At 58.0% G+C, this 18,149-nt stretch carries 17 protein-coding genes, 1 other RNA gene and 3 pseudogenes; 12 read left to right on the top strand and 9 right to left on the bottom strand.

Annotation, left to right across the window (positions count from 1 at the left end; translation table 11 throughout):
- Nucleotides 1-282 precede the first annotated feature (282 nt).
- The 3 genes from ACCQ01_RS21770 to ACCQ01_RS21760 all read left to right on the top strand — a co-directional run bounded on the left by ACCQ01_RS21770 (nt 283) and on the right by ACCQ01_RS21760 (nt 1,719).
- The gene (locus ACCQ01_RS21770) at nt 283-615 is read left to right on the top strand and encodes a hypothetical protein (RefSeq protein ID WP_228433715.1); all 333 of its coding nucleotides are present in this window, start codon (nt 283-285) and stop codon (nt 613-615) included.
- Nucleotides 616-696: 81 nt separating this feature from the next.
- On the top strand, nt 697-993 hold the full coding sequence (locus ACCQ01_RS21765) for a hypothetical protein (protein WP_228433717.1): 297 nt from the start codon (nt 697-699) through the stop codon (nt 991-993).
- Between the two features lie 99 nt (nt 994-1,092).
- Entirely contained in the window at nt 1,093-1,719 is a 627-nt protein-coding gene (locus tag ACCQ01_RS21760; RefSeq protein WP_228433719.1) for an SLATT domain-containing protein, read from the top strand.
- 88 nt (nt 1,720-1,807) lie between these two features.
- Here ACCQ01_RS21760 and ACCQ01_RS21755 read toward each other — a convergent pair.
- A protein-coding gene (locus ACCQ01_RS21755; protein ID WP_372358838.1) for an IS5 family transposase occupies nt 1,808-2,613 on the bottom strand; the annotation gives its coding sequence in 2 pieces (ribosomal slippage) (nt 1,808-2,283 and nt 2,283-2,613; 807 coding nt in all).
- 55 nt (nt 2,614-2,668) lie between these two features.
- Here ACCQ01_RS21755 and ACCQ01_RS21750 point away from each other — a divergent pair.
- Nucleotides 2,669-3,322: pseudogene (locus tag ACCQ01_RS21750) on the top strand (IS3 family transposase); the annotation flags it as partial.
- A gap of 811 nt (nt 3,323-4,133) precedes the next feature.
- Entirely contained in the window at nt 4,134-4,628 is a 495-nt protein-coding gene (locus ACCQ01_RS21745) for a hypothetical protein (RefSeq protein ID WP_228434362.1), read from the top strand.
- A 120-nt stretch (nt 4,629-4,748) separates the two neighbouring features.
- Here the strand turns inward: ACCQ01_RS21745 and ACCQ01_RS21740 are convergent, their stop codons facing one another.
- The 4 genes from ACCQ01_RS21740 to ACCQ01_RS21725 all read right to left on the bottom strand — a co-directional run bounded on the left by ACCQ01_RS21740 (nt 4,749) and on the right by ACCQ01_RS21725 (nt 9,015).
- Nucleotides 4,749-5,963: an IS4-like element IS1481A family transposase gene (locus ACCQ01_RS21740; RefSeq protein ID WP_372358837.1), complete on the bottom strand. Its 1,215-nt coding sequence runs from the start codon at nt 5,961-5,963 to the stop codon at nt 4,749-4,751.
- 204 nt (nt 5,964-6,167) lie between these two features.
- Complete coding sequence (locus tag ACCQ01_RS21735; protein ID WP_228434324.1) at nt 6,168-7,616, bottom strand: XVIPCD domain-containing protein; 1,449 nt, start codon at nt 7,614-7,616, stop codon at nt 6,168-6,170.
- On the bottom strand, nt 7,613-8,299 hold the full coding sequence (locus tag ACCQ01_RS21730) for a hypothetical protein (RefSeq protein ID WP_228434322.1): 687 nt from the start codon (nt 8,297-8,299) through the stop codon (nt 7,613-7,615). Before ACCQ01_RS21730 ends, ACCQ01_RS21735 begins: the two co-directional genes overlap by 4 nt.
- 26 nt (nt 8,300-8,325) lie before the next feature.
- Nucleotides 8,326-9,015 carry a hypothetical protein gene (locus ACCQ01_RS21725; protein WP_228434319.1) on the bottom strand — a complete coding sequence of 230 codons (690 nt, stop codon included), beginning with the start codon at nt 9,013-9,015 and terminating at the stop codon, nt 8,326-8,328.
- A 519-nt stretch (nt 9,016-9,534) separates the two neighbouring features.
- Here ACCQ01_RS21725 and ACCQ01_RS21720 point away from each other — a divergent pair.
- From ACCQ01_RS21720 to ACCQ01_RS21695, 6 genes and pseudogenes are all read left to right on the top strand, one after another.
- Nucleotides 9,535-9,888, top strand: a complete 354-nt coding sequence (locus ACCQ01_RS21720) for a SymE family type I addiction module toxin (RefSeq protein ID WP_228434317.1) — start codon at nt 9,535-9,537, stop codon at nt 9,886-9,888.
- Between the two features lie 263 nt (nt 9,889-10,151).
- Nucleotides 10,152-10,652 carry a hypothetical protein gene (locus ACCQ01_RS21715; protein WP_228434316.1) on the top strand — a complete coding sequence of 167 codons (501 nt, stop codon included), beginning with the start codon at nt 10,152-10,154 and terminating at the stop codon, nt 10,650-10,652.
- 13 nt (nt 10,653-10,665) lie between these two features.
- The gene (locus tag ACCQ01_RS21710) at nt 10,666-11,631 is read left to right on the top strand and encodes an XVIPCD domain-containing protein (RefSeq protein ID WP_228434314.1); all 966 of its coding nucleotides are present in this window, start codon (nt 10,666-10,668) and stop codon (nt 11,629-11,631) included.
- Nucleotides 11,632-11,731: 100 nt separating this feature from the next.
- Nucleotides 11,732-12,010 carry a hypothetical protein gene (locus ACCQ01_RS21705; protein WP_267132198.1) on the top strand — a complete coding sequence of 93 codons (279 nt, stop codon included), beginning with the start codon at nt 11,732-11,734 and terminating at the stop codon, nt 12,008-12,010.
- Nucleotides 12,011-12,070: 60 nt separating this feature from the next.
- A non-coding RNA gene (locus tag ACCQ01_RS21700) (sX9 sRNA) lies at nt 12,071-12,145 on the top strand.
- Nucleotides 12,146-12,347: 202 nt separating this feature from the next.
- A pseudogene (locus ACCQ01_RS21695) lies at nt 12,348-13,153 on the top strand (IS5 family transposase).
- A gap of 53 nt (nt 13,154-13,206) precedes the next feature.
- Here ACCQ01_RS21695 and ACCQ01_RS21690 read toward each other — a convergent pair.
- From ACCQ01_RS21690 to ACCQ01_RS21680, 3 genes and pseudogenes are all read right to left on the bottom strand, one after another.
- Complete coding sequence (locus ACCQ01_RS21690) at nt 13,207-14,454, bottom strand: hypothetical protein (protein WP_228432825.1); 1,248 nt, start codon at nt 14,452-14,454, stop codon at nt 13,207-13,209.
- A gap of 193 nt (nt 14,455-14,647) precedes the next feature.
- Nucleotides 14,648-15,318, bottom strand: a pseudogene (locus tag ACCQ01_RS21685) (hypothetical protein).
- 170 nt (nt 15,319-15,488) lie between these two features.
- The gene (locus ACCQ01_RS21680; protein WP_228432824.1) at nt 15,489-16,199 is read right to left on the bottom strand and encodes a glycosyltransferase family 32 protein; all 711 of its coding nucleotides are present in this window, start codon (nt 16,197-16,199) and stop codon (nt 15,489-15,491) included.
- 334 nt (nt 16,200-16,533) lie between these two features.
- On the opposite strand from ACCQ01_RS21680, the gene ACCQ01_RS21675 reads away from it, so the two are divergent.
- Nucleotides 16,534-16,968, top strand: a complete 435-nt coding sequence (locus tag ACCQ01_RS21675; protein WP_228432823.1) for a hypothetical protein — start codon at nt 16,534-16,536, stop codon at nt 16,966-16,968.
- A gap of 105 nt (nt 16,969-17,073) precedes the next feature.
- Here the strand turns inward: ACCQ01_RS21675 and ACCQ01_RS21670 are convergent, their stop codons facing one another.
- Nucleotides 17,074-17,964, bottom strand: a complete 891-nt coding sequence (locus ACCQ01_RS21670) for a hypothetical protein (protein ID WP_228432822.1) — start codon at nt 17,962-17,964, stop codon at nt 17,074-17,076.
- Nucleotides 17,965-18,149: the final 185 nt, after the last annotated feature.

The raw sequence follows: 18,149 nt of genomic DNA, 5'->3' as shown, positions 1-18,149 counted from the left end.
CAACCCAAAAACTCGGCGAGGATCAAGGCACGCAGTATTAATGCAGCCGCAAAGCCACACATTTCTTCAGGGGGAAGAAACAATGTTGAGCAAGGCATGGAGTATCTTGGCGCTGACCGTGGCTGCACTGGGATTCGGAATAACACCTGGCGTCAGAGGGACATAGCTGAAAAGCGGTGAGCTTCAAGAGCTCGTGTGATTTACCACGGTCAAGGAGTCGGCGAGGGTCGTGTTACACCGCACTTAGATAGTCCAACAGTGGTTAGGTCCAATAGGAGATTTATGCGGTACTCATATCAAGAGGAAAAGTTTTCCGCCGCCCGCCACGCGCTTATGCTTCCCCACTCACGCGGTGAATCTGAGTCCATTGCGGAGGCTTTTCATAATATTTCGCTAGGACTTCATCAGCTAGACACGAGCAAACTCGACCCAAGCGCGCAAAAGTGGATTGCCACACTTAAGCGCTTCATGGATACGACTGGCATCAGTGATCCCGACGGCGACGGAGCTTGGGCAGTTAAAGCCCGCACGTTCACGACTGACGACCAGATCGAAATATCTCGCACAGTTGATGAGCTAGCGCATTGGTTTGATAGTGAAGATGATGCCTATTAATTAATTCATGCCGGCGCTGCTTTGCGAATCGGCTTACTCAGGCATTAGGCCGCTAGAGCAATCAACTGCGAGGGGTGAGGTATGAGTTACTTAGTTTTCTGCACTTTCGACCTAAAAGGCGCCAGCAAGAAGGACTACGATCACGCCTACTCAGATCTTTCTGATCTTGGCCTTGAAAAAGTACACAAGGGCAGCAAAGGCGGTGATGTGGTAATTCCCACTACATCTGTCATGGGAGAGTACGCGGGCACAAGTGCTTCGGAAGTCCGAGATGCTGTGCGGGCAAGGATTAAAGCAGTTTTCTCAGCTCGTAGATTCAAATCGGAAATATTCGTCATTGTCGGTGGTGACTGGGGCTGGGGCGTAACCACCACATGACGCGGACTAACAATTCATTCACCCGAAATTGCCTCGCAAACAGGCTTAATTCAATCCGAATCAGCTTCGCGACTCGGCTTAATTCAGGTGCTGGGGGCATTGGAAAATATTATGGGCGAGCTAGACAATCGGCTCCGTGAACTTCTTAGGCGTACAAAGATTACGACGAAGTCGAGATATCGTGCAAGCGAGCGGTTGGAGCGTCATCACAAGCTTTCACAGTGGACCGTATCATTAATTTCTGCGGCATTGGTTTTTGTTCCACTGGCACAGGCATTTGGTATCGCAGCTGAGATTAAAGCGATCTATCTAAATGCAACCCAAGCTACCTTGGCGGTCCTAATTCTTGTTTACTCGCTACTCTTAGGTCAGGAAAATTTTGTCTCTCGTGCTCAAGCGATGCATCGCAATGGAATTGAACTTGGCAGGTTCGCACGCAAGCTTGCTGGTAAAGGGGATAGCGTTCCGGATGACGAGTATTTTCAGTTGGCTGAGGATTACTACGATATTCTGGACAAGTATGAAAATCACAAACCAATCGATTACCTATACACGCGCCTGGCAGACACGCCTGCCAATAACAAAGAGCGGGTCATCTTCGTCGGCCTATGGATCAAGACACGTTTCATAAGTGCATTAATCTTTTCTCACTACTTGCTCGCCATTGCGTTTGTGTTCTTCATCTTTTACAAGCTTTTCTCGGCAATAATTGACCATGTTGCTTAGCCTGGTCCTAACAATTAATTCAAGCTGCTGCCGCAGCGCGGCTTAATTCAAGAATTAGAGCGCGCTAATTATGTTCTACTAATAGCCGCTAACAAAACCCAGGAAGAAGCCGTAAGCAGATGATGGAGCATGCAAGCGAGAGCAACGCCAGGTGGAGATCGATGCGGCGTTCAAAGCGGATGCGCAGTTTGCCCATGCCTGCGAACCAGGCATGGGTGCGCTCGACGACCCAGCGATGACGGCCCAACCGGTCGTTGCGCTCGATTCCCTTGCGTGCGATCCGCGCAATGATGCCGCGCTGCTTGAGGAAGGCGCGACAGCGATCAATGTCGTACGCCTTGTCGGCGTGCAACTTGTCTGGCCAACGTCGCGGGCGCCCTGGTTTGCCGCCAATTGGCGGCAAGGCGTCGATCAACTCCTCGAACACGACCGAGTCGTGCCGATGGGCGCCGGTGACGCACACTGCCAAGGGCACGCCGTTGCGGTCCACGATCAGATGCCGTTTGCTGCCGAGTTTGCCGCGGTCGGTCGGGTTTGGCCCGGTGTAGGCGCCCCCCGGGGGGAGGCCACGCTGGCGGCATCCAGACTGGCTCGGCTCAGATCCAGCGTCTGGGCGCGACGCAGCTCGGTCAGCAACACCTGATGCAGACGATGCCACACACCGGCGGCTTGCCAATCACGCAACCGGCGCCAGCAGGTCATGCCGCTTCCGTAGCCCAGTTCCATAGGCAGGTCTTCCCATGGTACGCCGGTGCGCAAGACATAGACGATGCCGTTGAGGGCTTGCTGATCACTGATACGCGGCCGTCCACCTTTGGGCGAACGCTTCACTTGGGGAATCAGCGGCTCGATGCGCTTCCACAGCGCAATGGGGATCTCTTTGCGACGTGTCATGCCCACAATTTTGCGGACAGCGAAACAATAGTCAAACGATTTTGTTAGCCGTTCTAAGGATCTGCGCGATCTAGGTGAGCGTTGTAGTCGCCATCGGGTGCATCGGCTGATGCGCACCGAGGGACTGCGTGCCCAGGTGGGCTATGGTCGCAAACCGCGCTTCCATGGAGGAATGCAGTGCAAGGCGGCGGCCAACCTGCGTGACCGACAGTTCGACGTGACGGAGCCGGACACGGCCTGGGCGAGCGATTTCACCTTCATCCGCACGCATGAAGGCTGGATGTATTTGGCTGTTGTGATCGATCTGTTTTCCAGGCAGGTCGTCGGCTGGGCGATGCGCGATCGGGCCGACACCGAGTTGGTCGTGCAGGCGGTGTTGTCTGCGGTGTGGCGGCGCAAACCCAACGCTGGTTGCTTGGTTCATTCGGACCAAGGGTCTGTCTACACCAGCGATGACTGGCGCAGTTTCCTGGCGGCCCATGGCTTGGTGTGCAGCATCAGTCGGCGTGGCAACTGCCACGACAACGCACCCGTGGAGAGCTTCTTCGGCCTGCTCAAGCGCGAGCGGATCAGGCGGCGGACCTATCCCACCAAGGACGCCGCTCGCGCCGAGGTATTCGACTACATCGAGATGTTCTACAACCCCAACCGCCGCCACGGTTCCACTGGCGACCTGTCCCCTGTAGAGTTTGAACGGCGCTACGCGTAACGAGGATCTTGAGTGTCTACGGAACCCTGAGCGTATCATATCGTTGATATCGATCACCCACACGCCCCAGTGCGTCGCAAAAAAAAGTGGGGGACGTCGTCTTTACCGCTGTCAAGAGAAATAAACACCAACCACTTCGCTCAAGGGGTCATCTCTTCGATGAGTGTCGATGTCCCGTCGGTCTTTGCGTCACACTACTTACTCATCAATACAACGAGAGTTGATAGTGAGCAGCTGGTTATCTGATTTCAGTCGAATACTCGACACCTCAGCGAGGTCCAGTACGTCGAGCCCGCCAGCCTCTGCAACTTATGGGAGTCCTGGAAGTACGAGCTACCGAAATGAGGTTTTTTCGGCGTTATCGCCTAGGCCTGCGCGCTCTCCCGAACAACCCGAACCTGCTGATTTTTACAACCGCCGTTCCAGCGTGAACCCTCTGAGCGGTCTTGGGGCGCAATCGGTCGTAAAGATTCATAAGGAGTGCGAACCCGAGGAACTTGGGGTGAGCAGCTTTAGCTGTCGCAAGGTCACCGTGCGCAGCACCACTCTAAAGAACTTGAAAATCGCTTCGGAGGTCTTGAGGGAGGTACGGCATATGCTTCCTCATGGGCCTGGAAACCAGGAGGCGAATGTCGTTCTTTCCAAAGGTGAGTCTTGGGCCAGGGCGTCCGTGGCGAGAACCCGAGTGAACCGGAGCAGTACTGTATTGGAATACGCGCGAGCAGCTGCGGAAGCACAAGGTGGCTCTTGCAAAGAGCATGCAAGTCTTGCCTACGCCGCGCTTTCGACGAGAACAATCAATGCCCCCGTTATGCGGGTGAACGATCGGAACGTAGATCACTCTTACGTTGTAATCGGCGATCCAAGGGATCCGCAATGGGGGGAGCGCAACACCGTGGTGGTGGATCCCTGGGTTCGCCTCCCAACCGCCGTAACCCTTGCCGAAGGGGGGCCGCTTGGCTATACGCTCGGCCCGGGAGGAGATTTGAGAAGCGTCAACGCTCCCCCTGATCCAGACGCAACTGATCTTTTGAGCAGCATTCAGCCTGTAAGCCGTGCGGAGGTGGAGCAAATGCTCGCCGAAAACGACATGCCTGCGATCGGCGATGCATTGGTCGACTATATCGATGAAAACGTAAAACCCCAGGTTCATTTCTACGACATACGCCCCTCCGCAAGAGATCCAAGTGTGAAGTATTCGGACAGTCGCCTCAGTGGTGGCAAGACAATGGACCAGATGACGAGTGCGGCGCTCAATTACGAGAAGCAAGCCAATCTTGCATTGCAGCGCCATCGCGGGGAGTGATCGCTTTCGACGTTGATGAGGGTGGGCAGGAATTCGTGTGAAAAACAGCTAAAAGTGAGCTAACTCGCTGTCTACACAGAACTTTCAAGAACCCTGCCGACCCTAAGGTATCCCCACGTTTTACACCGTAAGCATCATCTGTTCGCGCACTGCCGCAGGCAGTGCGCGCAAGCGCCCTATCCACCGTGAGACGGGCTCCATCGGCCAGTGTCGGACCAAGGCTTCTCGGCCGATGCGTAGCGTGGAGTAGAGCTTGCGTGTGCTGTTGCGTGGAGACAGCCACTGGGCGATACCGGTCGCTTCGCATCCCAGCCCTGCCAACCAGCTGGCGAATGCAGCCAACGTATTGATCAGCAGCAGGATCTGCAGTCGCTCGCCGCGTCGGGTCAAACTGTCTTCCAGCGCCTGGCCGTAGCGATGTGATTTCAGATCGCGAAATGCCAGTTCGATCTGCATCCGTCGTGCGTACACATTAACCAACTGCTTTGCGCTGGGTGCCTGCAGCTGCGGGGATGCAACGATCAGCCAAGGCTCGCGCTCACGCGCTGCGGCCTTCAGACTCGATGACGCACGTGAGGCTTTGGCGGGTGAGCGGCGATTGCACCGTTTGCGCCCTTGCCGTGCCTTGGCGTAAACCACCAACCTGCAATCGAGTGGATCGCTGCGATTGGCCTGCATCGGCGGTAACTCGCATGCACGATTGGACGCCAACACATGCAGTTTCCGGCTGTCGATCCACTGATCTGCTCCATCCCGCACGTCCTGCGGCTTGACTTGCGTGCGCCCGCGCAATCGCCCCACCCAACACCAGCCCATGGCCGATACAGCGCGGAACCACGGTGTCCGGAAGCCGGCGTCAGTGACCAGGATCGGGCGAACATCGTCCGGAACCAGTGCCCTCAGTTGGTGCAGGAAGCGTCTTTCTGCACCAGGCGATCCCTGCTGCTTTCCTGGCACTACCATGTCCAGCAAGGTAAGCGTGCGGCCGCCCACCGGCACCGCTGCGCGCAGCAGACACCACGATTTGTCTGGCTTCAGATCGCTCCAGTCGATGACGATTACCGGCTGCGCGCCGCGCAGCAGCCAGTGTGCCATCTCGTGGTCGATCACTGATCGCTCGACCTGCAAATTGCGATTACTCAACAGGCGATCAACTGCCTTGAGCGGCGCGCGCACCCGCAGTGCGCTCGGCCACGAACGTGCGATGTCCATCAGTGTCAGCCTGCGTCCGTGCAACAACGCCTCGACCGCATGCAGTAACGCGCGTTCGCGCAACGCATGCATCCCGGACAGTGAGTTCGGCAGGCACTTCTGCAATACTTCGCTGGCGCGCATGGTCGTCAACCTTCTCTGGCTTAGTCACCTTGAAGATTGCGCCATGCGCGCACTTTCTTCCAGGCGATCATGTCGCAAGTGATTGATCTGAAAGGAGGAAATGTGGGGAAACCTCAGGGTCAGATTCACTTAGGCATCAGCGCCGTTCCTTGTTGATCAAGGCTGCTAACCTTTGATGATTACAAGTGCGGGCACGTCATCGCCTCAAAGCGACGGAACAGGGCCGCGCTGTTGTTGCTCCTGTGAGCGCTGCTGTTCCATCGCCATCTCTTGTGTGCGCTCGTGCGCTAAGCGCTGGTTGACAGATTCCAGTTGCGTAAAGCTCTCTTGAACGGGCCGCTGCGCGGCGTCGGCCGTTGGCATATGGGCGCGCAGCATAGCCGGATCCTTTGGATCGCCTTGCACTACAAACAGGGTCTGCGCAGCGGGCGAGTTTTTGGTCTTTTCGCTGAGCAGCACGTGGTCCACCCGAGTTAGCCCATTGTCTTTGGCTAGCGTCAGCAGACTCGCTGTCATCCGTTCACTGGTAACGTCAAACGTGCGGCCGTTGGCGGCGTCCAGCTGTTCCACTTTGCTTCGGATCTGCTGATGCATGGCATGGTCCGGATGCCCCGCCTCTGCAGGCGTCAATGTGCGTCCTAGCTCACTCGGTGTCGCGAAATTGGGAGAGCTAACACCGCGTGCGCCAGTGTCCTTGAGCTGGACCATGCCATAGCTATCCTTGCCAAGGTCAACGATGTTGAAGGTCTTCGCAGACCCGAGGTCCAGCCCGTTGCGCTCCAGCTGTCTTGGGTCCAGGCCCAAGGATTTGAGATCGATGCGCACTTCCGGAGGCTGGCGGTCATGCGCCAGATGCGCGTAGTTCTGCGCGATGTGACTGATCGGGTTGACGCCATAGTAATTCCGGTAATCTGAGTCGCCATGAGGGCCCAGCGTGCCGCGACCGTCGTAGAAGCACTGTTCCACCGACTTTGTCAGCGCATCATTACGTGAGAACGGGCGCGTCGTTAGCTCTTCATATGTCAATCCATTGGCAAACTGCGGTGGAGCAACCCCTCTATCCACACAACGCGTGGTCGAGCGCTGGAGTAGCCGAAGCTCGACCATTTCATCAGGCATCCCGGGGTTCTGATGCTTGATGCGGTCGTGGAGCGCACGCATGCCTGAAATCTCTGAGAGCGCCTCATCCTGCCGAGTGCTATCCAGATAGACGCGTGTTGGGCCGGTAAGGTCGACCTGACCTTCGCGATTCTCGTGCGCCTCCTGCAGCCTGCTGCTCATTGTCTTTGCGAACTCGGCCAGTGCTTGAGCCCGGTGCTCTGCCAGCACACCATGCATTGTTTCATGCCCGAGTACTTCGGTGATGTAGTCAATCCGCTGCGCGCCCGTGAAGTCGCTGAACGCTGCTGCGCTGATGTTGAGCGTGCCTGCGCTTCCGTTTTTGCCATCTTGGAAATGACCGCCGTTGTTCTGGCCATGCGAGACAGCGATCGATCCGATATGCCCCTCCTCTATCGCATTACCAAGCAAATTCGATAGGTAGGGAGATTCTGATAGCGCTTGACGAATACTGGACTCGGCCTCTTTTGGAAGGCGCGGATCGTTTGCCATGCGTCCCAGCAGAGGTTCGATTCTTGGATCAACAGGTATCATGCCTTGCCCCCATCGATCTGCATGCCGTAAGCGCATTCGCGCGAACCACTGTCCTGCCTAGTTCGGTAGATCAGCAATGCGACGGAGAAGCCTTGCGTTTCATTGTTGAGTGGGCGCCAATGCTGGCGCAGCCATCCTCCCTGGAAAGGCCTTTGCCCACCACGCTTGTAACCCAGTTCCTCCAGTTTATGTGACAGCGTTTCTGCATCCCAAACACAACGTGAAGTGGGTATACGCGTTGGGTCGATACGTTCGGGTAGACCGACGGCGACTTCCATACTCGAGAAAATTTCCTCTGCGGGTACGTGGGTTGCGTAAAAGGTGTACCCGTCACTCAGGGAAACATTTTTCATGATGTAAAAAGGATGCAGAGAGTTCGAGGTGTCTCCGAACTTTGTGCCCAGCGCCGCCTCCAGCCGCATGTAATTCATGTCGGCCGGTGACTTGAATCCATCGACAAAACTCAGCAACCTGGCTTCCAGCTCTTGAGAGCTAATGCTAGCCTTTTTTGGCTCCGAGCGATCACTTGCAATCGCATCCTGAGCAATGACTGGTACTGATGCAGATGACGTAGTGAAATCGCTTTTTTTAGGATCTGCGCACGCGCCCTGAAGTCCAGCCGCAAGGAGCAGCAACAATAGGGAAAAAAATCTCCTTCCTGTTCTCTTCTGCTTGGTATTCATAGGCTCTACTCTTCGAGGGCCCCATTTCATGGTCTGCCTCCATCGATCTTGACGCTATAAGCGCACTCTTGTGGACTGCCTTGTTCATTGGTTCGATAAAGAAGCAATGAGACCGAAAAAATCTGACTTCCGCCGTTGATCGCGCGCCAATGCTGGCGTAGCCATCCACCCTGAAACGGCCGCTGGCCGCCGCGCGTGTATCCCATCCCTTCGAGCGCTTTGGAGAGTGCTTCTGCTTGCCAGATGCAGGTCGACGTAGGCACGCGCGTGGGGTCGCTATGGTCAGGTAGAGTGACTGCAACCTCTATCCGCGAGAATCCATCTTTCGTTGGGCGATGCGTCGCGTAGAGCTCATAGCCATCGGCCATAGGAACTTCCTTTACTTCACGCCACGGGTATGCCGGATCAGACGGTGGTCCAAGCTTGATGCCAAGTGCTGACTCCATCTGGGGGTAGCCCAGATCCGCTGGCACTGTCAGTCCATCAATGAAGCGCAGCAGCCGGCGCTGCAATTCTTGCAAAGTAGTATTCGCAGAGACGATGTCGGCACCGTTGTCGATACCTCTGCTCTTCTCTTGAGGGGGCGGCGTCACTGTCGCAGCAGATGGCGTGCCTGCATGCCGCTTTGCTTCATGGGGCGTGCGAGCACATGCACTTGGCAGCGCTAGTGAAAGCAGCAACAAGGGAAGCAAGTTTCGGAAGCTAATTTTTATCATTGGGATCCTGCGACTCACGCGGCATCGCGCTGCTGGTCAATTGTCACCCGTGCCGTCTGTGTCATGCACTACCGCGCCCGAACCTGAGTGGCGTGATGGTGATGGATAGCGAGGGAGCGTGAAGCTATTTGCGGGAGGGTGGGGATGCGCTTGGAGTAGCAATCTCTCTAGGTTCAATCCAACTCTGACCCTGCTGCTTCAAACGTTGACGCTAGGATCTTCCATCAACGCTTTCCAGATTGCCAGCATCAGCCAGTTGACATGTCACGCAGCGCGTAGCAGTCTTTTCGACAAGGAGCGTAGAAACTCCTCTAAGAGCGGTGCCCACCTCCGTCAAACCGGTGGGTTTTTTGTGCCTGCAGCGTCTTGCGGGTGCAACCGACGCGATGCCTGCGTCGGGAGGGCGGCTAATACAATACCCCTCGGGGAAATACGCCCGCCGACTCTTAGCGGTTTCTAACCTCCCGACATCCCGTCGCCACCCGGCGGCGGGGCCTGTTCGTCAAGGAGGGCTTTGCCATGCGTCAACCGCCATCCCGCTCTACCGCCACCCGCAAGCGCGCACCGCACCAACCCCCGCGCGCCCCAGCCTGGCGCATCGTCGAGCCACCGCTCACCCCCATGCTCACCCCCGAGCAAGTCGCCGCTGCCAACGCCGCCGACCTCGCCAAGCAACAGCGCCCTCCACGCCGCCCACGCCCACCCCACCAATGCACCGTCGGCTACGGTTACTACCCCACTACCAACCAACGCATCCCCACCCTGCGCCTACGCGGCCGCTGGCTCGAACAACTCGGCTTCACCATCGGCAGCAAACTCCACATCCGCCTACGCAACGGCGAGCTCGTTGTCAGCGTGGCGCCAGCAGACTAACCAAACTCAAAGTTGATGTGCCAAGAGGCCTCAACTTGGTGTTGGATCAGTTCTACGAGAGGCTGATAACACCCTCATACAAATAGCTTATGCTGTGATTGAAGCGATTTCTTCAGGCGCAAAGCATGTCAAGGCCACTCCAGGTAGTTCGCGTATTGCTGTTATTAGTAGCAGCGTATATAGCAGTGGGGTGTCATCGGCAGCCACACCAAACCAGTACGCCACAGCTGGGTCGGGACAGTGATAGCCGAACGGCTGTACCGTTGACGCGCTCTTTGGAAGCCGTCCAAGGTGGCGAAATCCGAATTGAATTTGATGTGCCGGCAGATGGTGAGTCACTTCATTCTGTATTCTTCGGTGTTCGCCTTGATGGCCATGATTCAACCTCAGTGGCCGAGACTGCTGATGCACTTAAAGAAGCAAATATTTCGGCTAAAGTTCAGCTCCATCGCATACAGCAAGGCCGGTCGGTAAAGGTCGCACTTAGGCGCAGCCAGTGGGTGAGTCGTTCTGAGGTTGAGTGGCTCACTGTCTCTCCAGATGGCGTCGTTCCCGGCCTGGAAGCTGCAGATGCTGACCGAGAATCCTTGCTGAAAGCAGGCTTGATCGTCCAAGACGTTGCTTACAGAGAGCTATCTTTTGCAAGTGCAGATGCGTTGCCTCCTGGCCACTATGTCCTCGGCCTGACGCTGGGCAATGAGCGTAAGTTGCTAATCGACGCTAAGGCGAAGCTCTTGATTGCGTATCGCGCACGCAAGAAGTGAGAGGAGCACAGGAATGAAATCACCAGAAACGCACTACACCGTCACTATCTATGTGGCCGCGCCAGGCACGCCATTGGCGGGTGGCGGTACATCTGCAGCGGGACACGTTTACTACTCTGTCTCAGACGGAAAAAATAACAATAGCTATGGGTTCGCTCCGTTAACGCATGGCGAGTCAAGCGGGCCTGGTGGCGTGTCAACAACCGATGTCGCCGACTACAAGGATCCCTATTACTCCCGGACGCTGGAGATCAGCAAGGACCAATATGAGACGCTAAAAGCCTTCGGCAGAGATGCGGCAGGTCACGGCTTTAACATGGAGTATGCCTGGAAGGAAAATAGCTGCATTGATTTTACTTGGAGTGCATTGAATCAGGCCGGCTTGCATCGGCGGAACGTATTTATCATGACGGATAAGGATTTTGAAGGTCAGTTGAAGCCACTCTCTAACGTCGAAGACATCAAGAGCATTAAGGCACCCATCCCAGATAGCAAATTGAATGGCGAGTCGCACCATCCAATGCCAAAGCAAACCTTCGAGCAGCGTTTCATCTCGGAGCAGCGGCATCCGGACGATCGTCGCCTATCTGGTCTAAATGAGTCACTCGAAAGGCGTCAAATGCTGGCAGGTGGAGCGAACGAAATCGATCCGCTCGTGTCCCAGGCGGAAGCCGCAGTTCGCGATCTTGAGAAAGGACTTGGTCGCGACTATGACGAAAATAGTGCTCGCCTCGCTGCAAGTAGCGCCTATCTTGCGAAAGAGAATGGGTTATCACGAATAGATCATGTCGTATTGAGTCGGCAGACTGACTCGGTACGACAAGGCGAGAAGACCATGGATGCCATTACACAACCAGTAGAACAGTCATTGGCCCAGCTACAAACGCTGAGCGAGACCCAGCGCTCGCAGCTGCAAACACAACAGCAGCAAGAGCAACAGCATGATCAAATAGCAATGCAGCCACATCGGACGGTATGAGATCGCCCGGGCAGGCAATAGAGATGTCAGCGGGATTGGGACATGCTTGTGCCGAAAAATCGTACCAAGTTCGCTTTAAAGGCCAGCGTCAATTCATTGCTTGTCGATTCTGTTCCAACGCGGCCTTCCCATCCTGAAAGTGACCCGCACTGTTCTGTCCGTAGAAGACAGCAATAGCGCCGATCCGGCCATTCTCAATTGCATCGCCCAGCAGGTTAGACAAATACGGTGCTTCAGCAATTGTTTGACGAATGCTCGCCTCGGCGCCATCGGGAAGCGTCGGGTCTTTGCCCTGGCGGCTGATGCAACGTTGTCGGCGTCCTGCGCGTTATCGACGGTTTTTGCACGATCGAAGATCAGTCAACCAAGTCTGATTTAGAGCAGCTATCAAAACTACTGCGCAGCCGTCAGGCGGGCGCGGCCGGTGCTCGGAATCGGCATGTACCCACGTACATTCCGGTTCCTCCGCGCCGTCCGCACCCACCTGACGACTGCTCGCTACGTTTTGTTAGCCGCTCTTAGGCTGACGGGTATATGCAATGGTTCAATTTCAATTATCTCGCCTGGCCCCAAAGATCTTCACGATTTTCTTGAGCCTGATTTTTTAGAAGTCAGGCGCCAGCGGCTCTAGCTACGCTCGAAGACATAGAGGTGGTACGTGGGCGCTTGCCTAGAGCGTGTTATGAACTTTGCCCTTGTCACGATAACGTATACGGATGAAGCCTCGTAAGCCATATCCAACCGATATCTCCGACGAAGAATGGGCCTTCGCTGCGCCATATCTCACACTGATGGATGCGCAAGCACCGCAGCGCAAATACGCGCTACGCGCGATGTTTAACGCACTGCGCTGGATCGCACGCGCCGGCGCACCGTGGCGATTGCTTCCCAACGATTTCCCGCCTTGGGAAGCGGTGTATCAGCAAACGCAGCGCTGGCTGCAGGCTGGCTGCTTTGAGGCCATGGTCAGCGATCTGCGCTCACTCTTGCGTGTGGCACAGGGGAAGAAAGGCCAGCCGAGCGCGGTGATTTTTGATGGCCGGACGCTGCAGTCCACCTGTGAAAGCGGGCCGCGTGCTGGATACGATGGCTATAAGCGCAAGAAAGGCAGCAAGGTGCATATGGCCGTCGATACGCTGGGACATCTGCTTGCCGTCCAGGTCACGCCGGCCAACGAGCAGGAACGCGCACAGGTCCGTTCGTTGGCCCAGGAGGTACAACACGTGACCGGTGAAACGGTCAAGATCGCTTTTGTGGATCAGGGCTATACCGGCCAAGAACCGGCGCAAGCGGCTAAGGAAGAGGGCATTGAGTTGCACGTCATCAAGCTGCAAGAAGCGAAGAAAGGTTTGTCTTGCTGCCGCGCCGCTGGGTTGTCGAGCGCAGCTTCGGCTGGGTCAATCGCTTCAGACGACTGGCGCGCGACTATGAGCGATTGCCGGAAACGTTGGCCGGTTTGCACTTTGTCGTCTTCACGATCCTGATGCTTGGAAATGCAGCCGCTCTATTTCAAAGTTCATAACACGCTCTAGGCTAGGGTTCAACGTTTGATTCCATCTGCCGCTGTTTCCCAATTCATTTACTAAGTACCTTGTTTGTCCAGATCTGGTCGTAATCAGCATTCTGCGCCTTGGTGAACCCATGGGCATCACTACGCCCGTGGTCGACTTTCTGGCCGTCTTTGTAGGTCACGTAATGGCGCCCGCCGGCTGATCGGTCGCCTGGGTAGTGCAGCTGCATCCGGTAGACCAGCCGGCTTTCTTCTTCTGCTGGCGTCGGCGGTTGATCTGTGCCGCCGGTGGCCATTTGCTGTATTTGCAACAGCGGCGTCGCCTGCTGCGGATGGGCCGCTATCCAACGAGCGAACGTTGCGGCGTTCTGCGCTGACACTTGCCCCGGTGCGGACCAGATATACAGGAACGTTGCCGGCGTGCCGGGCGCTGTATTGACGGCCGGCATGTGCCACTCGTAGACCTGTTGCTTGCCGTCGGCGGTGGTCATCTCGAGCATGCTTGCACCGCTTTGCGGTGGGGCGCTGGCGATGGCTGTTAGTTCACTAATCGGCACCAGGCGGGAGTTCGGCACGGCACCCGCCAGTGCCAGCAGCAGGTCGCGCTGGTTGGTCACTTCCTGGTCGTTCAACGACAGTGAGCGCAGGTAGCGCGACCGCAGGCTAAAACGGTAGCGCTGGGCCTGCAGCGTGAACTCTCCCTCGACCCGGGAGGCTTCGTGCCAGTCGTGTCCGGGGGCTAGATTGACAGCGCCGTGCATGATGCAAAATCCTTGCCGCGCTTCTGTTGCAGGCGGGAACGGTGATGCGCTGCTGGTGACCGAGGCCAGGATCTGCTGGGTGCGCCGTTCGGTAATGTCCTGCAGGCGACTGATGGCTCTCTTTTGAAAGCGAAAGGTGGTGCCATCGCGGTGGGCGAAGCCGGTGACCTGCACCACATTCGGATCGAGTGGCAACGCGTCTTCCTCGCGGGCGACGATGATCCTGCCATCATCCTGCGCCAGCGTTTCTACCGGTTTGACCAGTTGGCGCACCCGGCCGTCACTGGCCGATGCTTGCGCGGCCAGCAGGCGCTGCGCGTAGCTGGCCGCGTCTTCGCGGTAGCTCTCGATGTCGCCCCAATAGAACTGTGCAGAACTTTCCAGAAACTGTAGCGGCGTTTCAGCGGTAACGGCTAGCCGCCCAATGCAGTAATGTTTACTGCCGTTGGTGTCTGCCACCGATAGCGGTGGCTTGGTCGTGCTGCAAGCGGCAAGCAACGCCACGGAACAAAATAGCGGTGCGCGCATCAGGCGCGTGGCGGTGAGCGTCACATCAAGTCCTTCGAACAGCAATCGACCAGTATAAATGGGCGCCCTTGCTACCGGGCATCGCTGTGTGGCCGGGTTGTTAGCGCGAGCTCTGAGCAACGCACTACAGCGGCGCGATACGGTGCGCTCACGTTGCGGTCATCCAGTGCCACGAAGACCGGCGCATCCAGCAGCAGATCAGCGTGTCGGTGAAGCTTCACTTATCCCGCCGATACACCCCATTAAAACTCACACTCGCGCCGCCGCATTGCAGGTTGTCTGCAACGATCAATAGGTCGCCAAGCAGCTGCAGACGTACCGTGCAGTCATCCTCGCGCACTTCCAGACGGTTGCCCTCCGCAAAGCTGCGTGCGGTGACCGCGCCGAAGTGTGGGCCGCCGGGGACTGCTCCGGGCTGGGATTGGCGCTGGGCCAGTAGGCGTCGCCATTGACGGTGATGCTGCCGTCGCCATTGGCGGTCAGCTGTAGCGTGTTGTCGCCGTCATACCAGTGGGCGTTCCACGCACTTGCGGGTGGCGTGGCGGTGCTGGCGATGGGCTGCAGGCTGCGCTCGGCGACCCAGCCGGCACTGACGCCCACCTTGTTGGGATAGAACGCGCAGGCGTAGCCGCCACGGTGCTGGGCCAGCACCACCACGTCGCCCTTGATCACGTAGCTGCGCTGCCGGCAGGCTGCCTCGCCCTTGCTGGGGCAGCCGTCGCTGTCGTTGAGCAGGTACAGGCGAGGGACTGCGACGCGCGCCAGCGTAAACGCTGACGGGCTATTGGTGAATGACCCGTTGCGGCAGTCGGCCGCTTCGTTATCGTGTGGCGCGGCGTGCGCCATGGCTGACACCGACAGCAGGAACAGCAAGCAGGCTTTGTGCATCTCGATCACTCCATGGGCAAGGCACTAGTGTGGCCTAACGTGGCGTGCGCTGTGCATCAGCGCGCATGGCGTGAACCGGTGTCTTCTTCGGCCACGATGGGCGCCATTCGCGCGTGCGTCGCAGGAGTACAGCCGGGTTATCGCATGCAGTCACCGCTACCTAGTGCAGCTCAGATCGGCAACGCGCTCAACTTGCGGCGCAGGTAGTTGGTGATGGCGCGCCGCGTGGATTTGCCGCGCCACGAGGCCCAGCACAGGTACGAGCCCACGGCGATCTGGCCGCCGCGATGTCCCAGCCCGAACCAGGTGCGGTCCGGATGGAAGGCGTCGCGTGCAGGACAGTGGATGCCTTGAAAACCGCCCTCGCGTGAGAGGTAGAAGTTAGTGAGCCCCCTGGGCCCGGACACCATCGGAATCTGCCGGTGATCGGTCAGGCGCTCCGGCAGGTGCGCCACGAAGATGTGTTCGATGAGCGATTCCCAGAATGGGTGGCCGGCTTCTGAGCCGAAGACGGCATTGCCAAGTTTGAAGTCCGGCTGCCCGAGCGCGCCTTCTTCGATCGGTAGAACGCACGGCTGTTCAAGCAGCGCAGGCGCAAGCGCGGCCAGTAGCTTGTAGTCGGTATCGAAGTAGAAGCCACCGTCCACATGCATGTAGGCGTAGCGGGCGATGTCGGCTTTCATCACGCCAAAGCGGATCGCATCAAAGCGTGCAGCCAGGTGCGGGAACGCGCGATGCATCAGCGCCGAGTTGGCCGTGTCGTCCCAATGCTTGCAGGTCCACCCGGGCAGGATGCGCTGGAGCCGGGCCACGATGCGCCGCTCTTCCCAGGTCAGGGCAGTGGTCGGGGAGGTGAGGTGAAAAATACGGGGAATGGACACAGGCGATCTGGCGGCAGCGGGGGAGGCGCGGGGCTGCTGCCGAAGGCATGCAGTCACCGCTGGCGGACAGTGCCTGCAGCGAGCGCGACAACAAAGATGCGAAAACGGGACGGGTTTATGAGCCGCACTCATGGGCAAAGCGTGCTGCGGGCCAGGGCGCCAGGGCGTGTGTTCTGCGGCGCTGTCGAGGCAATGCAGACTCAGCGGGGCGCAGTAGCCGTGGTTGGCATTGCGGCCGGGCAGGCCGTAGCCTTGGGCGCACAGCGCGCCCGCAACATCAGGCCGCTGCAGAGGCGGCGCCGTCTCTGCCGATGACCTTGCCGAATGGACCCGCATGACCACCGACCCCGCCTGCACCGCTGCACGGCAACGCATCCAGGAGCTGCACAACCGGGCCGAGAACGACGCGGCAGTGCAGCTGATGCTGGAAGGCATGATCGCCGCAGAGCCGGACCTCTTGCCGGACACTGCGAGCTACGACGCGCTCGTGCACCTGGAGTCCTGCGCAGCCTGCCAAGCCTGGCACAGCGCCTGGCTGGATACGCAATCGCCCGAGCGCGTGGCGCAGCGCGAACGCCGCGCTCAGTACTGCTGCATCCACATGTTCCATGCGGTGACAGACAGTGCGACCGAAGTGCGCTTTTCGTTCGAGTTGTTCAGAAGCGACCCGTGCTGGTCGATCGACGGGCAGCCGGTGTTTGCGCAGTTTTGCCCGTGGTGTGGGCAGCGACTTCCGCAACACGCATTCGAGCATCACACCGCTAGTTGAGAGGCACGCCCACAGACGATCGCGCCATTCAAACCCTGGATCCGAAGTAGCGGCACTTGAAAGCAACACGCGACGAAGCCAGCAAGCCGGCCTCCGCGCGGCGCCTTACCGGCAGCGATCGAACGTCCTGACCCGCGATTGCTCGGCAATGATCAGGCGTGACTCGGTTTCGGTCAGCAGGAAGACGGCAGGGACCTCCTGGTGCAGCCGTTTCGCCGATGCGGTAATCACGCGCCAGGCCCAGGGCGTCTGCGACAGCAAGGTGACCGCCGTAGGCCACACCTGCTCGCCCTTGCCGGTCATCCGGTTCCATTCCAGCTGGACGGTGTGCTTGGGGTCGGCCACATCAGGATCGCCGCACGCCATGCCAGCGGTGACCCAGGTGCCCATCAGGGGCTCTGGGAAGTTGGCCGTTGACGGGTTCCGTTCGTAACGCTCGCCCTGTGCGACATGCGTCAGGTTACCGCGCTTCCAGGCATAGACCCAGGTGTAGCGCCCTGGCGCGCGGCAGCGCTGTGATCCGTCTGCATTGCGCGGTTCCCGCTTGCAGATGGGAGACTCCTTTTGCACGGCAAACACCACCTCGATGCGGTTGCCTGCAACAGCAAGACTCATGACTTCGCCGGGAATCTGCTCGTTTGCATCCGGGGTATAGCCGGTCTTGCGCGCCCTGATTTCCCATTCGTCAGCGCTGGCGCTGATCATGTGCGTCTTTCGGGGAATGAGCTTGCTCAGCACGGTGATGCCGTTCGGGCAATCGGCTGTGGACCCGGAACAATATGAGGAATTGAGGTAGACGATCTCCTCAACACCGTCTTGATCCAGATCGGCCACCTGCAGGAAACCCACGTAGTCTTCCTTGACGATGTCATCGTTGACGCTGAAGTCCTGCCAGAGCGTGGCGATCTCGCGCGCGCGTTCCGCGTCCAGCGTTGGCTTCCGTGCTTGTGCAACCGCGGCGATGAGTAGCGCTGCCATCGCAATTGACATCCGCATCCTTGCGCTCCTTGCAGGGTGAGGGCCTAGCGTACCGCAGCGCGGTGAAGGTTGGGCTCGGCAGGCAACGCATGCGCGACATTCCTGGTGGTGTCATCACACACCGCCACCGTCGCGCTTGTTTGTTTTTCGTCAATACGACCGACACACGGTATTCGCAGGCGGAGTGTTTAGGTGTAGGGGTC

Origin of the sequence: Xanthomonas sp. NCPPB 4037 (genome assembly GCF_041475695.2) — a bacterium.
Lineage (GTDB): Bacteria > Pseudomonadota > Gammaproteobacteria > Xanthomonadales > Xanthomonadaceae > Xanthomonas > Xanthomonas campestris.
The sequence above is the reverse complement of the archived record's forward strand: the minus strand, read 5'-3'. Positions and strand labels throughout refer to the sequence as shown.